The organism is Qipengyuania pacifica, assembly GCF_019857205.1.
GTDB lineage: Bacteria > Pseudomonadota > Alphaproteobacteria > Sphingomonadales > Sphingomonadaceae > Qipengyuania > Qipengyuania pacifica.
Window position 1 is genome coordinate 417,913 of the sequence record NZ_JAHWXO010000002.1, and the last position, 14,576, is coordinate 432,488.

A 14,576-nucleotide genomic window follows, 5' to 3' on the forward strand; every position below is an offset into this window, starting at 1 on the left:
GGATCGGGAACCTGGATTTGGCTCACCTATCCAACTGAGTAAGGAAAAGCTTGGAAAGAAAGTCCGTTCCGGGGGACAGGCAGCGGATTCCGCTATGTGACATTTCGGTCACTCCGCTGCCTGACGCGGATATGTATTACTGGTCGAGGAAAGAGCGCATCTTTCTGCTCCGGCTGGGATGCTTGAGTTTGCGGAGCGCCTTGGCTTCAATCTGACGAATACGTTCACGCGTGACCGAGAATTGCTGGCCCACTTCCTCGAGCGTGTGGTCCGTATTCATACCGATCCCGAAGCGCATGCGCAGAACGCGCTCTTCACGCGGCGTAAGGCTGGCAAGAACGCGGGTGACCGTTTCCTTGAGGTTGGCCTGGATCGCCGCGTCGACCGGAATAATCGCGTTCTTGTCCTCGATGAAATCGCCGAGATGCGAATCTTCCTCGTCACCGATCGGTGTTTCGAGACTGATCGGCTCTTTCGCGATCTTCATGACCTTGCGCACCTTTTCAAGTGGCATGGAAAGCTTCTCGGCCATCTCTTCAGGTGTCGGCTCGCGTCCCTGATCGTGCAGGAACTGACGGCTGCAGCGGACCAGCTTGTTGATCGTCTCGATCATGTGGACCGGGATACGGATGGTCCGCGCCTGATCGGCAATCGAACGCGTGATTGCCTGGCGAATCCACCAGGTTGCGTAAGTGCTGAACTTGTATCCGCGGCGGTATTCGAACTTGTCGACCGCCTTCATCAGGCCGATGTTGCCTTCCTGGATAAGGTCGAGGAATTGCAGACCGCGATTGGTGTATTTCTTGGCAATCGAGATCACAAGGCGCAGGTTCGCCTCAACCATTTCCTTCTTGGCGATACGCGCCTCGCGCTCGCCTTTCTGGACCATGTTAACGATCCGGCGGAATTCCTCGAGTGCCATGCCAGTCTGGCCGGCAATGTCGGAAATCTCGGCGCGGATTCGCTCGACCGCATCGGCTTCCTTCTCGGCGAAGGCTGCCCATTTCTTGTCCTTCTTAGCGCGATCGGTGAGCCAGTTATCGTCCAGTTCATTGCCGATGTAGGCATCGAGAAAATCGATACGCTTCACTTTGTGGCGTTCGGCAAGGCGAAGCATCTGCCCACCCAAAGCGGTCAGGCGGCGATTGAAGGCGTAAAGATTATCGACCAGAAATTCGATCTTGGTCGCGTGGAACTGAACGCTCTCGACTTCAGCCGTAAGCTGCTCGGAAAGCGCCTCGTATTTCTTCTCCTTGGCAGGCGTGAACGCCTCGCCGCGGGCCATCACATCGACGCGTTCCTTCTGGAGCTTCTCGAACTTTCCGAACAGATCGGTGATCCGAGCAAAGCGCTCGATGGCGTCCGGCTTGAGCGCGGCTTCCATCTGAGCAAGGGACATGGTGTTGTCCTCTTCCTCGTCATCGTCGCTCTTGGACGAACCTTCTTCGCCATCTTCGTCGTCGGAATTGGAATCGTCGTCCTCATCCTCGTCATCATCACGGATGGTCGGACCGGCGGTCTCTTCGGAGATTTCACCGTCATCGTCATCGTCTTCGGCGTCGTCGTTCAGCTTGTCGGCCGGGGGTTCCTTCGACAGCATGGCATCGAGATCGAGAATCTCGCGTAGCTGCATTTCCTCGGCATTCAGGGCTTCCGACCATTGGATGATCGCGTGGAAGGTGATCGGAGACTGGCACAAGCCCATGATCATCATGTCGCGCCCGGCTTCGATCCGCTTGGCGATGGCGATTTCACCTTCACGGCTGAGCAGTTCGACCGCACCCATTTCGCGCAGATACATGCGCACCGGATCGTCCGTGCGTTCTCCGGTTGCGGTCTTTTTGGCAGCAGGCTTGGCCGCAGCCTTGCTGTCCTTTTTAGTGTCAGTCGTGATTTCCTCGACCTCGTCCGCTTCTTCAGCGGCAGCCTCGGCATCTTCGTCGCTTTCGACGATCTGCACACCCATGTCTGACAGAGCGGACTGGATGTCTTCGATCTGATCGGAGCTCATCTCACCCTGCGGCAAAGCGTCGTTGAGCTCGTCATAAGTGACGTAGCCCTTCTTCTTCGCCTTCGCGATGAGCTTCTTCACCGATGCCTCATTGAGGTCGATCAGGGGAGCATCGCCATCGTCCTTGGTCTTCGACTTGGTGGCCATAAGGTAATTCAGTCCAGTCTACTCTTGCCCGCGGGTCGCGTAACCGCGGGGATCATGAATCCGATTCGCCGTCTGCAGCTGCCTTCTTGCGACCGAAACGCTTCAACCGCTCGTTAAGGGCCAGTAATCGCTCACGCAATCGGGCCTGTTCGGCGATGGAGCCTTCCGGGTCACGTTCGAAACGCGCAGTGGCTGCGGAAAGCGCAGCCTCAAGCGCAGGTCTTTCGACCAGCAAAGACACGGCCTCGGCCAGATCCTCGCGCGCATCAACCGGGTCGGTGCCTTCATGAAGGAAGGCGAATGATGTTTTTTCCGGTGGGGCGGGAAGGCCTCGTTCCAGCGATATGGTCGATCGTGCGGACAAATCAAGCGTTTCGGCGGCTTCTACCAATGAATCGAGCGCGGGACCGACATTTTGATCACGTCTGGCCAGATCGGACAAGGCTTCCTCGTGTCGCAGTATCTGATCCGGGAACTTCACCAGGCCGGCAATCACAGCCCGGGTCAAGGCATCGCGGGCACCTCCGGTCATCGCTCGGGTAAGGCGATCGCGGGCATTCGGCGAAAGCGTTGGCGCGGGCTGTTTGAACTGCCCCTTCTTCCAGTCGCTGCGTTGACGAAATTCGCGCTGCGGGCGAGGTGGGAAGGCAAATGTAGAGAAGCGTTCGAGCAGTTCGCGCTTGTAGAGTGCACGAATGTCGGGGTGCTGGATGTTCTCAACGTGCTCAAGGAGGCGCGCCTTGAAGCCCGCCTTGTCTTCCGGTGAATTGAGCGGTGAAGCGGCTTTTTCGAAGTCCCAGAGGGTGTCGAGCAGACTGGAAGGCTGACCCAGAAGCTCCTCGAGCGCCGCGACGCCTTTCTCCCGTATCAGATCGTCGGGATCCAAACCGGCAGGCATGCGAACGATGGAAAGGGAGTGGGCGGGGCGAAGCATGGGAAGAGCCCGTGCCACTGCTCGCATGGCGGCGCGTTGTCCGGCATTATCCCCATCGAAACACAGGATCGGCTGCTCCACCTGTCGCCAGAGCAGTTCGATCTGGTTCTCGGTCAGTGCGGTGCCCAGCGGGGCAACCGCCTCCTGAATTCCTGCATTGGCTAACGCAATCGCATCCATATAACCCTCGACTACGATCAGGCGGCCGCTTTGGCGTGCGGCAGGCGCTGCGCGGTGAAGGTTGTAGAGCGTGCGACCCTTGTCGAAGAGCGGCGTGTCGGGACTGTTCAGATATTTCGGAGCATTCGGATTGGCTTCGCTGTCGAGAATGCGTCCCCCGAAGGCAATCACTCGTCCGCGCGTATCGTGAATCGGCAGCATCAAACGACCGCGAAACCGGTCGTAAGGTTCCTTGCCCTCGACGGTGATCCGCATTCCGGCCTCTATGAGCATAGGCTCGTCGAACCGGGCGAGAGCACTCTTTAGGGCCTGCCGATCTTCCGGGGCGTAACCGAATCCGAATTCCCGGATGATGGCATCTGTAAATCCTCGGCGTCCAAGATAGCTGCGCGCCTGCATCCCGTCGCTACCGCGCAACTTGTCTTCAAACCATTCTTGAGCGGCGCCGGTCACATCGTGGAGGCTGGCGCGCTTCTCCGCTTGCTGGGCTGCTCGGGGGTCGGGGGCGGGGACTTCCATCCCCGCTTCGGCCGCCAGCTCTTTCACTGCGTCCATGAAGGGCATGCCCCTCTGATCGGTCATCCAGCGAATGGCATCGCCATGCGCCTCGCAGCCAAAGCAGTGGTAGAAGCCCTTATCGTCATTGACGTAGAAGCTGGGCGTTTTCTCGTTGTGGAACGGGCAGCACGCCTTGAACTCACGCCCAGCCTTGGTCAGCCGAAGGGTACGACCGACCACTGCGGACAGCGTGGTCCGCATGCGCAATTCGTCAAGCCATTGGGGAGACAGGGCCATGAGGTCTCCGACCTTACCCGCGCCCTGCCCAGACCGCTAGCGCGGGCGGGCGCCCTCCACAGGCTTTTCTTCTGGCGGGAAGGGGCCGGTAGCAATGGCCTGATTGCCATCGACCTCAAGGAGATACGCTTCGGCGGGGCCTTGAGGTGGCGTAGTGGACTGCCACCAGAACGTCATTGTGCCGCCCGGTTTCCAACCTGAACCGCGCGATACTCGCCAGATCAGGCTGCCGCTATCGTTGGTAATCGAGATGGCGTCAGGATCGCCAAGCGTCGCTTCCGCTTCCGCAGTGGAATAACCGACCGATTGGTTGAACCCTGAAACTTTGCGGATCGTGCGGAACAAGGTCGGAGCGCTTTCCATCACCTCAGGACCGTCCGTTTCGGCCATCTGCGTCCCATCGTCTGCATCGGTAAGGGTCACGCTGTGCACGTATGTGTACACTGTCCCCTCAGGCATTCCGCCTAGTTTGCATTCAGCCGTATCGGCGGGGCACGCAACATAGCTGACGAGGCGACCGATCTCGCGATTACCTGCGCTAAGCACGGTGCGAACCTCAGGGCCTTGCGGGCCGACGATTTTCGCGCCGAGTGTGGACAGATCGAGATCGGCTCCGACGAGGGTGCGCGGTGCGGCAACGGTTGGTGTGGGGGTAGGCGCGGGCTCTGGTTCAGAAGACCCGCAGGCTGCCAGCATGCCAATCGATAGGAGGGCGAGGGCGTTCTTCATGAAAGTGCTTCCTTCACCAGACTGCTTGCCTTGCTCATGTCCAGCGTTGCGCCGTGACGGCTTTTGAGTTCTGCCATAACCCGGCCCATATCTTTCATGCCTTCGGCCGAAAGATCGGTTTTGATCTCGGCGATAGCAGCGCGGGTTTCTTCCTCGCTCATCTGCGTGGGGAGAAACTCTTCGATCACTGCGAGTTCGCTTTTCTCCTTGTCGGCGAGCTCCTGCCGTCCTCCGTCCTCATACATCTCGATCGATTCGCGACGCTGCTTGGCCATTTTCAGCAGGACGTCCGTGACGAGTTCGTCATCCTCGGGCTTCTTGTCGGCCGTACGCAATTCGATATCGCGATCCTTGATCTTTGCCCCGATCAGGCGGAGCGCAGCGGTGCGATCCTTGTCCTTTGCCTTCATGGCGGTGACGGTTTCGGCCTGGATATTTTCGCGCAGCATGGGAATTCCCGGTGTTTGGAGGTGGTTTCGGCCACTCATTTAGAACAGTGCACCGATATGCCAAGTGTTCCGCTTGACGGGAATCGTCCCGGTCCCTAGCGGCTGGGACTTAGCACACATCGCTGGAAACCTTTTTACCCGGAGCGCCCATGGCCCTGTCCGCATCTTCGCACGCGCAACCCAAAGGCGCGACCGGAGTCCTCGTCCTTGGCGACGGCACCGTAATCTGGGGCAAGGGCTTCGGCGCCAGCGGTCACGCAGTGGGCGAAGTCTGCTTCAACACCGCGATGACCGGGTATCAGGAAGTGATGACCGATCCTTCCTACGACAGCCAGATCGTGACGTTCACCTTCCCGCATATCGGCAATGTCGGCGCGAACGAGGAAGATCACGAGAGCCGTGGGCTGGGCGCGGTAGGGCTGGTGGTGCGGCAGGAGATCACGCCGCATTCAAGCTTCCGCGCGCAGAACGAGTTTGTGGAATGGTGCGTAACCCACGGAAAGATCGGGCTTTCCGGCGTCGATACGCGCGCTTTGACGCGGCGGATCCGGATGAGCGGGGCGCCGAATGCGGTTATCGCTCATAATCCGCACGGAGAATTCGACCTCAAAGCCTTGAAAAAGCAGGCGGAAGAGTGGGGCGGGCTGGAAGGGCTCGACCTTGTTCCGGGTGTGACGCGGGATGGGCAGGAAAACTGGACCGGCGGGCACTGGCAGCTTGGTTTCGGCTATGGCGAAGGCAATGCCGACAAGCCCCACGTGGTCGCGATCGATTACGGCGCGAAGGATAACATCTTCAGAAACCTCGTGAAAGCGGGCGCCAAAGTGACCGTCGTGCCTGCAAAGACCTCGTTCGACGAGATCATGGCGCTGGAGCCCGATGGCGTTTTTCTGTCGAACGGGCCGGGCGATCCGGCAGCCACCGGACAGTACGCAGTCCCGTCAATCATACGTATGATCGAGGCCGATATACCGTTGTTCGGTATCTGTTTGGGGCATCAAATGCTCGGCATTGCGGCTGGCGCGAAGACGGCAAAGATGTTCCAGGGTCATCGCGGCGCCAACCACCCCGTCCAGCGGGTCGGGAGCGAATGGGGCGAGAGCGAAGGCCTCGTCGAGATCACCAGCATGAACCACGGCTTCGCCATCGACGGTGAAACCCTGCCGGACAATGTCGAGCAGACCCATGTCTCGCTGTTCGACGGCACCAATTGCGGGATCAGCATCAAGGGCAAGAAGGCATTTGGTGTCCAATACCATCCCGAGGCCAGCCCCGGCCCACAGGACAGTTTCTATCTGTTCGAGAAGTTCGTGGGGATGCTGGGATGAGGCGCCGATACGAAACCCTCATCCCCGGATCTGCTCCTGAAACAGCAGGAGCAATCACTGCGCATGTCTCCTTTTACGATATGGCTAAAATCTAATGCCCAAACGCACTGACATCTCCTCGATCCTCGTCATTGGCGCAGGTCCCATTATTATCGGCCAGGCGTGCGAGTTCGACTATTCGGGCACGCAGGCGATCAAGGCGCTCAAGGAAGAGGGCTACCGGGTCATCCTGGTGAACTCCAACCCTGCGACCATCATGACCGATCCTGAAATGGCCGACGCGACCTATGTCGAGCCGATCACGCCGGAAATCGTCGCGAAAATCATCGAGAAGGAGCGGCCCGACGCAGTGCTGCCGACGATGGGTGGGCAGACGGCGCTGAATTGCGCTCTCGACCTTGCGAACCAGGGCGTTCTGGAGAAATTCGGCGTCACCATGATCGGCGCCAATGCCGATGCCATCGACAAGGCCGAGAACCGCCAGCGCTTCCGTGAGGCGATGGACAAGATCGGTCTGGAAAGCGCGCGCAGCGGCGTCGCCAATACGGTCGACGAGGCGTTCGCGGTGCTGGAAACCACCGGCCTGCCCGCCATCATCCGCCCCAGCTTCACCCTTGGCGGAACGGGCGGCGGCATCGCCTATAACAAGGCCGAATTCGACCGTATCGTGCGCGAAGGTCTGGATGCGTCACCCACAACCGAAGTCCTGATCGAGGAATCGCTCCTTGGCTGGAAAGAGTACGAAATGGAGGTGGTGCGCGACCGCAAGGACAATTGCATCATCATCTGTTCGATCGAGAATGTCGATCCGATGGGCGTGCATACGGGCGATTCCATCACTGTCGCACCGGCGCTGACGCTGACCGACAAGGAATACCAGATCATGCGCACCGCCAGCATCGAAGTGCTGCGCGAAATCGGTGTGGAAACAGGCGGTTCGAACGTACAGTTCGCAGTCAATCCGCAGGATGGCCGCCTGATCGTGATCGAGATGAACCCGCGCGTATCGCGCAGTTCGGCGCTGGCTTCGAAGGCCACCGGCTTTCCGATCGCGCGCGTCGCAGCCAAGCTGGCTGTCGGTTACACGCTGGACGAGATCCAGAACGAGATCACCGGCGCAACGCCGGCAAGCTTCGAGCCGACGATCGACTACGTCGTGACGAAGATTCCGCGCTTTGCCTTCGAAAAGTTCAAGGGCTCTAAGAACGAGCTGTCGACCGCGATGAAGTCGGTCGGCGAAGTCATGGCGATCGGGCGGTGCTTTGCCGAGAGCATGCAGAAGGCGCTGCGCGGTCTGGAAACCGGGCTGGACGGGTTCAACCGGATCACCGAGTTCGAAGGGCTGAGCCGCGAGATCGTGATCGCATCGCTTTCCAAGCGCACGCCGGACCGCATTCTCAAGATCGCCCAGGCTTTCCGTGAGGATTTCACGGTCGAGGAGATCGCCAAGATCACCGGTTTCGATCCATGGTTCCTGCGCCAGATCGAGGCAATCATCTATGAAGAAAAGATGATCGGCCACAATGGCTTGCCCAATGATGCGGCCGAAATGCGCCGCCTGAAGGCGATGGGCTTTTCCGACAAGCGGCTTGCCACGCTGGCCGTACGGTCGGTGGGCGTCGCAGGTGGGCTCGGCGAAACGCAGGCGAAGCGTTCCGGCCTGCTGCATGACGCGCTGCGCGCCATGGCGGGCGCGACGAGCGAGGAAGAAGTTCGCAAGCTACGTCGCAAGCTGGGCGTCTATCCCGTGTTCAAGCGGATCGACAGCTGTGCTGCCGAATTCGAGGCGATCACGCCCTACATGTATTCGACCTACGAAGCCCCGAGCTTTGGCGAGGCGGAAGACGAGGCCGATCCGAGCGACCGCAAGAAGATCGTCATTCTGGGCGGCGGGCCGAACCGCATCGGGCAGGGTATCGAATTCGATTACTGCTGCGTCCACGCGTGTTTCGCGCTGGCAGAAGCCGGGTTCGAGACCATCATGGTCAACTGCAACCCGGAAACGGTTTCGACCGATTACGATACGTCCGACCGGCTCTATTTCGAGCCGCTGACCGAAGAAGACGTGCTGGAAATCATGCGCGTCGAAATGTCCAAGGGTGAAGTCGTGGGCGTGATCGTCCAGTTCGGCGGTCAGACCCCGCTGAAACTGGCCGCCGCGCTGGAACGCGAAGGCATCCCGATCCTGGGGACATCACCGGACGCGATCGATCTTGCCGAGGACCGCGAGCGCTTTGCCAAGCTGGTCAACAATCTGAAGCTGAAGCAGCCGATGAACGGCATCGCCAAGAGCCGTGATGAGGCGGCAGCCGTTGCCGCGCGCATCGGCTATCCGGTGCTGCTGCGCCCCAGTTACGTATTGGGGGGAAGGGCGATGGAAATCGTCGACAGCGAAGCGCAGCTGGACGATTACATCAACACCGCCGTCAATGTGTCGGGCGACAGCCCGGTGCTGGTCGACCAGTATCTGCGCGACGCCATCGAATGCGATGTCGACGTGGTGTCGGACGGCGAAGAGGTCCGCATTGCGGGCGTGATGCAGCATATCGAGGAAGCAGGCGTGCATTCCGGCGACAGTGCCTGCACCCTCCCGCCTTATAGCCTTTCCGGCGACATCATCGCCGAAATGGAACGTCAGGCGATCGACCTAGCCAGGGCGTTGCAGGTCCGCGGTCTGATGAACGTGCAGTTCGCGGTAAAGGAGGGCGAGGTCTATCTGATCGAGGTGAACCCGCGCGCCAGCCGTACCGTGCCATTCGTGGCCAAGGCCATCGGTCGCCCAATCGCCAAAGTGGCGGCACTGGTCATGGCAGGCCAGCCACTGACCAGTTTCGAGCCGTTCGACCTCAACCCCAATCACATGGCAGTGAAAGAGGCGGTATTCCCGTTCGCACGTTTCCCCGGTGCCGATCCGGTACTGTCACCGGAAATGAAATCGACCGGCGAAGTTATGGGGATCGACCGCAGTTTCGCGGCTGCTTTCCTTAAATCGCAGCTGGGGGCGGGAATGAAGCCGCCGCAGTCGGGGACGCTGTTCGTATCGGTGAAGGACAGCGACAAGGCGTTTATCGTGCCGGCGGTGCAGACCTTGCTGGACAAGGGTTTCCGCGTCATCGCAACCGGCGGGACCGAGCGCTACCTCGCCGACCAGGGGCTTAAGGTCGAGCTGGTCAACAAGGTGGCCGAGGGACGCCCCCACATTGTGGATGCGATCATCGATGGCGAAGTCCAGTTGATCTTCAACACCACCGAAGGCTGGCAGTCGCTGCTGGACAGCAAATCCATCCGCGAGGCGGCGCTGGAAAAGAAGCTGCCATACTATACGACGGCCGCTGCCTCGCTCGCCGTTGCGCAGGCGATAGCAGAGGTTTCGCCGGACCAGCTTGAAGTGCGTTCATTGCAAGACTATTATAGCTGACGAAGAATACGCCTGCTCCTCCACACATTCGAACCGCCTGGGTTCCGCAAATCGGCGGACCGGGTTTGAATTGTCCCGAGGGTGAGCATGAACAGGAAGGGCAAGGGGTCCTATGGAAAAAGTGCCGATGCTGGCCGAGGGTTATGAAAAGCTCACGGCAGATCTCAAAGCCCTGCGGGCGGAACGACCGCTGATCGTCGACGCGATCGAGGAAGCTCGGGCGCATGGCGACCTGTCGGAAAACGCCGAGTACCACGCTGCCAAGGAGCGCCAGGGTCAGGTCGAGGCCATGATCGGCGACCTTGAAGACAAGATCAGCCGCGCGCAGATCATCGATCCGACGACGCTGTCGGGCGACAAGGTTATCTTCGGGGCGACCGTCACCCTGCTGGACGAGAACGACAAGCCGGTGCGGTACCAGATCGTCGGCCAGACAGAAGCCGACGCCGCAAAGGGCCGGATCAGCTACAATTCACCGATCGGCCGTGCGCTGATCGGCAAGCAGCTCGAAGAAGAGGTCGAAGTGACCGTACCTTCCGGCGACAAGTTCTACCTGATCGACAAGATCGAGTTCATCTGACGAGATTTTCCGTCGCCCAACTGCAAATCGGGGAAGCCCGATGCAGGTGGGCGATGGTGAACTCTCGATATTCGACTGTAACCGTCCCGCCCGCTCGCGAGCTGGGCGGGATTGGGTTCTTACGGCCCGTCTGCCTGATCAGGCTTCCGGATCGAGCAGTTTGTGAAGGTGGACGATGACGTATTTCATTTCCGCATCGTCGACCGTGCGCTGGGCGTTCGAGCGCCACGCTTCCACGGCATTTTCATAGCTGCTGAACACGCCGGCAACGTGAATGCTTTCCGGATCGCTGAAGGTTACGTTGCGGGGATCGGTGACCCGGCCGCCCATGACCAGATAGAGCGCCTGTTTGCTCTCTTTTTCTTCCATGTTCTGACTTTCTCGATGGGGAGGGAGGATGGTTGCGCCACATAGCGAAAGCGGCGCCACAGGCAAGCCTGTCGCGCCGCTCGGTCATCCTGCGATGCAGGATCGCTGTTGTTCAGTATTTCAGACGCGTGCGTAGCGAACGATAGGCCCGGCTGCCCTTGCGGCCTGCCTTGCGGCGCGAACTGCGCAGGGCATCGCCTGCAACGTCCAGCTTGTAGGAGGTGTCACGACGAAGACCGCGAGCTGCAGTGGCTGCATTATCGCCGAAATCTTCGAAACGATCGCCTGCGTACTGTGCGCCGCTGGCCACGCTGTCCATCATGCGGGCGCCGTAGGCCATGACTGCATCGGCAGCCAGGCCGGCAAACATACCGCCGCGGCGGCCGAGATTGCGGCCGCGCCGCGTCATTGCACCGATGGCGAGACCTGCGACAAGCACGCCGCCAACGACGGCGAACGGGTGGCGCTTGGTGAATTCAAGCGCACTGTCGGCAGCATCGCGCGCCTGATCGGCAAGCGAGCGTTCCTGGATGCGCTGTTCGCCAGCATCGATGCGCGCACGAAGTTCTTCACGCTTCTGTTCGTCGCTCAGATTGCTGTCGGCGCTGATGGGGGTGACATTGTTCTTGGCTGCTTTGGCCATGATTAATCTCCGGATTTCGCGTTCGTCAGACCAACGGCCCTGGAAGGGTTAATGTTCCGACCTGGGGTAATATCCGTCATCTTCATCGTCGGCGTCGGTATCGATGCCGAACAATTCCAGGATGGGGTGACGGGCGAACCAGACCACTATCGCAGCGATCAGCGCGGCGAGCGCGCCCTTGTTGTCTTCGGCGACATCGAGGGCTTCGTCGTAGAGGTCCGTCGCGCCTTCGCGCACGCGGTCGAGCGCGCGTTCACCCAAGCCTTTGTGCGCAAAGTTGGATTTGAGCGTCTTGATATCGGCATCGATCAACGCGCGCGCGGAATCGCGCAGATGCTTGTCTTCCAGCATTCGCATTCGGCGAGAAGTCATTCATCGTCCCCTTCGAAAGCGTCGCGGATATCGTCGATCCGGCCTTTGAGAAGGCGCAGCATGATCAAGCCGATTACGACAAGGCTGATAGTGACGATCAGCGTGGCACCCAGCGGCCCGGTAATGGGTATGAGAGCCAGAACGAGACCAACCGTCGCCGCGATCAGGGCGAGATGGAACATGCCGAACGCGGCGAAAATGTAGATCAGCGCGCTCCTGACGCGATTACCCACAAACCCCGCGCGGCTTTTCTGGAAGCGCAATTCGGCTTCGGCATAGGTCTTGCCGTCTTCGAACAGTGCCAGCACATCGTCCGTCAATGAGAACTGGCGCGCCTCCGGTTCCTCCGGACCAGGTGCGCCGTGTCCGTCAGGTAAATCGAGCGGGCCGGGATAACCCTCGGCCCGCTCGTTATTATCGTCCCGCATTTCTGCCCCCGACGCCACTCGCTTAGCGCGAGCCGCGGAAGAGACGCGAAAGCATGAAGCCGACGACCGCTGCAATTCCCAGCGCCTTGCCGGGGCTCTTGCGAACGAATTCGCGGCCATCTTCTACCAGGTCGTCGACGCTCTTTTCGTCGAGCTTGCTGGCGTAACCGTCGATCGATTTGGACGCGCTGCGGGCATAATCGCCATATTTGGCGCCGAGCCGTTCATCAACCTGATGCGCGTTTTCATTGACCAGCTTGCTGAGCGAACGAAGGCCTTCGCCAGCCTTCACCTTACCTTCGGTAGCGAGTTCGCGGCCCTTGACCTTGGCGTCTTCACCATAGGCCTTGGCTTCGCTGACCCAGTCGTCGCCCTTGTGGCGAGCCTGGTCGCGATAGGCTGCTGCGCGGTCCTTGCCTTCGGCCTTAAGCGCTGCGGCGCCGGCCTTGGCTTCTTCCAGTGCTGCGTTGAAGCGCGACTTGGCTTCGGTGCGGTTGCTCGAGGCGGTGGTGTTGGTGGCGGTATTGGTCACGGGAGCAGTCTCCTTGGCTACGCCTTTCTTCGCCACGGTCTTGCGCGGCTTGCTGGCGGTTGTTGTTTTGCTTGATGCTGTTTTCTTTGCGGCAGAGGCTTTGCGCTTGGTTGGTATGCCGTCTGGTGTGGTTTCAGCCATAGTACTCGTCCTTGCCCTCAATTCGTATTCGTCCGGCGAATTCGCCTTCGATGGTGCAACGCAACTTGCGCGCCAATGTTCCGGCGAATAGAGCGCTGCCGACTCCCCATCTGGGGGTGTTATAGCCCATTACAACACCTTTGCCCGGAGCGCTTTGACCCATGACCGCGATTATCGACATCCATGCCCGCGAAATTCTCGATTCGAGGGGCAATCCCACCGTCGAAGTCGATGTGCTGCTGGACGACGGCAGTTTCGGCCGCGCCGCCGTTCCCAGCGGAGCGTCCACCGGCGCCCACGAAGCGGTCGAACTGCGTGACGGGGACAAGGATCGCTATCTCGGCAAGGGCGTGACCCAAGCCGTCGGCGCCGTGAATACCGAACTCAGGGATTTGCTCGTCGGTGCATTCGATGCCGAAGACCAGCGCGACATCGATCTGTCCATGATCGCCCTCGATGGAACGCCGAACAAGGGCCGCATCGGGGCGAACGCGATCCTCGGTACGAGCATGGCCGTGGCGAAGGCTGCAGCGAATGCCCGCGGTCTTCCGCTCTACAGCTATATCGGCGGCGTATCGGCGCATGTTCTTCCCGTGCCGATGATGAACATCATCAATGGCGGCGAGCACGCCGACAACCCGATCGATATCCAGGAATTCATGGTAATGCCGATCGGTGCGGACAGCCTGACCGAGGCCGTCCGCTGGGGCGCTGAGGTGTTCCACACTCTGAAGAAGAAGCTGCATGAAAAGGGCTTGGCCACAGCCGTCGGCGACGAAGGTGGTTTCGCCCCCGATCTGGCCAGCACGCGCGATGCACTCGATTTCATCATGGCGTCTATCGAGCAGGCCGGGTTCAAACCAGGTGAGGATATCGCACTGGCGCTCGACTGCGCGTCGACCGAATTCTTCAAGGACGGCAAGTACGAAATTTCCGGCGAGAGCCTGTCGCTCGACGGTCATGAGCTGGCCGAATATCTCGACAAGCTGTGCCGGGATTATCCCATCCGTTCGATAGAAGACGGAATGGCGGAAGACGATTTCGAGGGCTGGAAGGCCTTGACCGACCGGATCGGCAACACCGTGCAACTGGTCGGCGACGATCTGTTCGTCACGAACCCCCAGCGCCTTCGCGAAGGGATCGATCAGGGTCTTGCGAATTCTCTGCTGGTGAAGGTCAACCAGATCGGCACGCTCTCGGAAACGCTCGACGCAGTCAGCATTGCAAACCGTGCCGGTTATACAGCGGTCATGTCGCACCGATCGGGTGAAACCGAAGATGCGACGATCGCCGATCTGGCGGTTGCGACGAACTGCGGTCAGATCAAGACCGGCTCGCTCGCACGCTCTGACCGGCTTGCGAAATACAATCAGTTGATCCGCATCGAGGAAGAACTGGGCGACAGCGCATTTTACGCCGGGCGTGAATGTTTCGGCCGTATTGGCAGCTAGCTGTTGGCGGCCACCCGGATCTGAGGGCAGAAGAGCTACTCCCATTCGCGTGAGCAGAAGGGCATGTTC

The 14,576-nt window shown here is 60.0% G+C and carries 14 protein-coding genes; 5 read left to right on the forward strand and 9 right to left on the reverse strand.

Annotated elements, in window-relative coordinates; all coding sequences use genetic code 11:
• Positions 1–136: 136 nt before the first annotated feature.
• Genes rpoD through KYK83_RS05075 form a run of 4 tightly spaced genes read right to left on the reverse strand, consistent with a single transcriptional unit; the run spans position 137 to position 5,245 of the window.
• Complete coding sequence (gene rpoD, locus KYK83_RS05060; protein WP_103023406.1) at positions 137–2,158, reverse strand: RNA polymerase sigma factor RpoD; 2,022 nt, start codon at positions 2,156–2,158, stop codon at positions 137–139.
• 52 nt (positions 2,159–2,210) lie between these two features.
• A complete protein-coding gene (gene dnaG, locus KYK83_RS05065; protein ID WP_222827406.1) occupies positions 2,211–4,067 on the reverse strand; it encodes a DNA primase in 1,857 nt (618 codons plus the stop codon).
• Positions 4,068–4,103: 36 nt separating this feature from the next.
• Positions 4,104–4,796, reverse strand: a complete 693-nt coding sequence (locus tag KYK83_RS05070) for a hypothetical protein (RefSeq protein WP_222827407.1) — start codon at positions 4,794–4,796, stop codon at positions 4,104–4,106.
• Positions 4,793–5,245 carry a GatB/YqeY domain-containing protein gene (locus tag KYK83_RS05075; protein ID WP_222827408.1) on the reverse strand — a complete coding sequence of 151 codons (453 nt, stop codon included), beginning with the start codon at positions 5,243–5,245 and terminating at the stop codon, positions 4,793–4,795. Before KYK83_RS05075 ends, KYK83_RS05070 begins: the two co-directional genes overlap by 4 nt.
• Before the next feature lie 149 nt (positions 5,246–5,394).
• Between KYK83_RS05075 and carA the strand changes: the two genes are divergently transcribed.
• From carA to greA, 3 genes are all read left to right on the forward strand, one after another.
• Positions 5,395–6,573, forward strand: coding sequence for a glutamine-hydrolyzing carbamoyl-phosphate synthase small subunit (gene carA / locus KYK83_RS05080; RefSeq protein ID WP_222827409.1), 1,179 nt, complete (start codon positions 5,395–5,397; stop codon positions 6,571–6,573).
• Positions 6,574–6,667: 94 nt separating this feature from the next.
• The gene (gene carB / locus KYK83_RS05085; protein WP_222827410.1) at positions 6,668–9,991 is read left to right on the forward strand and encodes a carbamoyl-phosphate synthase large subunit; all 3,324 of its coding nucleotides are present in this window, start codon (positions 6,668–6,670) and stop codon (positions 9,989–9,991) included.
• 112 nt (positions 9,992–10,103) lie between these two features.
• Positions 10,104–10,571: a transcription elongation factor GreA gene (greA, locus tag KYK83_RS05090; protein ID WP_103023412.1), complete on the forward strand. Its 468-nt coding sequence runs from the start codon at positions 10,104–10,106 to the stop codon at positions 10,569–10,571.
• Between the two features lie 138 nt (positions 10,572–10,709).
• Here the strand turns inward: greA and KYK83_RS05095 are convergent, their stop codons facing one another.
• The 5 genes from KYK83_RS05095 to KYK83_RS05115 form a co-directional block, all read right to left on the reverse strand.
• Positions 10,710–10,940 carry a DUF4170 domain-containing protein gene (locus tag KYK83_RS05095; protein ID WP_103023413.1) on the reverse strand — a complete coding sequence of 77 codons (231 nt, stop codon included), beginning with the start codon at positions 10,938–10,940 and terminating at the stop codon, positions 10,710–10,712.
• Between the two features lie 112 nt (positions 10,941–11,052).
• Positions 11,053–11,583, reverse strand: a complete 531-nt coding sequence (locus KYK83_RS05100) for a hypothetical protein (RefSeq protein ID WP_221598474.1) — start codon at positions 11,581–11,583, stop codon at positions 11,053–11,055.
• A 48-nt stretch (positions 11,584–11,631) separates the two neighbouring features.
• The gene (locus tag KYK83_RS05105) at positions 11,632–11,955 is read right to left on the reverse strand and encodes a hypothetical protein (RefSeq protein ID WP_222827411.1); all 324 of its coding nucleotides are present in this window, start codon (positions 11,953–11,955) and stop codon (positions 11,632–11,634) included.
• On the reverse strand, positions 11,952–12,383 hold the full coding sequence (locus KYK83_RS05110) for a phage holin family protein (RefSeq protein WP_222827412.1): 432 nt from the start codon (positions 12,381–12,383) through the stop codon (positions 11,952–11,954). The genes KYK83_RS05105 and KYK83_RS05110 overlap by 4 nt, the downstream gene beginning before the upstream one ends.
• Before the next feature lie 22 nt (positions 12,384–12,405).
• Complete coding sequence (locus tag KYK83_RS05115; protein ID WP_103023488.1) at positions 12,406–12,915, reverse strand: hypothetical protein; 510 nt, start codon at positions 12,913–12,915, stop codon at positions 12,406–12,408.
• Positions 12,916–12,928: 13 nt separating this feature from the next.
• Here KYK83_RS05115 and KYK83_RS17530 point away from each other — a divergent pair, with 13 nt between their 5' ends.
• Together KYK83_RS17530 and eno are read left to right on the forward strand one after the other, a co-directional pair.
• Complete coding sequence (locus KYK83_RS17530; protein ID WP_346729418.1) at positions 12,929–13,147, forward strand: hypothetical protein; 219 nt, start codon at positions 12,929–12,931, stop codon at positions 13,145–13,147.
• Positions 13,148–13,217: 70 nt separating this feature from the next.
• Positions 13,218–14,507 carry a phosphopyruvate hydratase gene (eno, locus tag KYK83_RS05120; RefSeq protein WP_222827414.1) on the forward strand — a complete coding sequence of 430 codons (1,290 nt, stop codon included), beginning with the start codon at positions 13,218–13,220 and terminating at the stop codon, positions 14,505–14,507.
• Positions 14,508–14,576 lie beyond the last annotated feature (69 nt).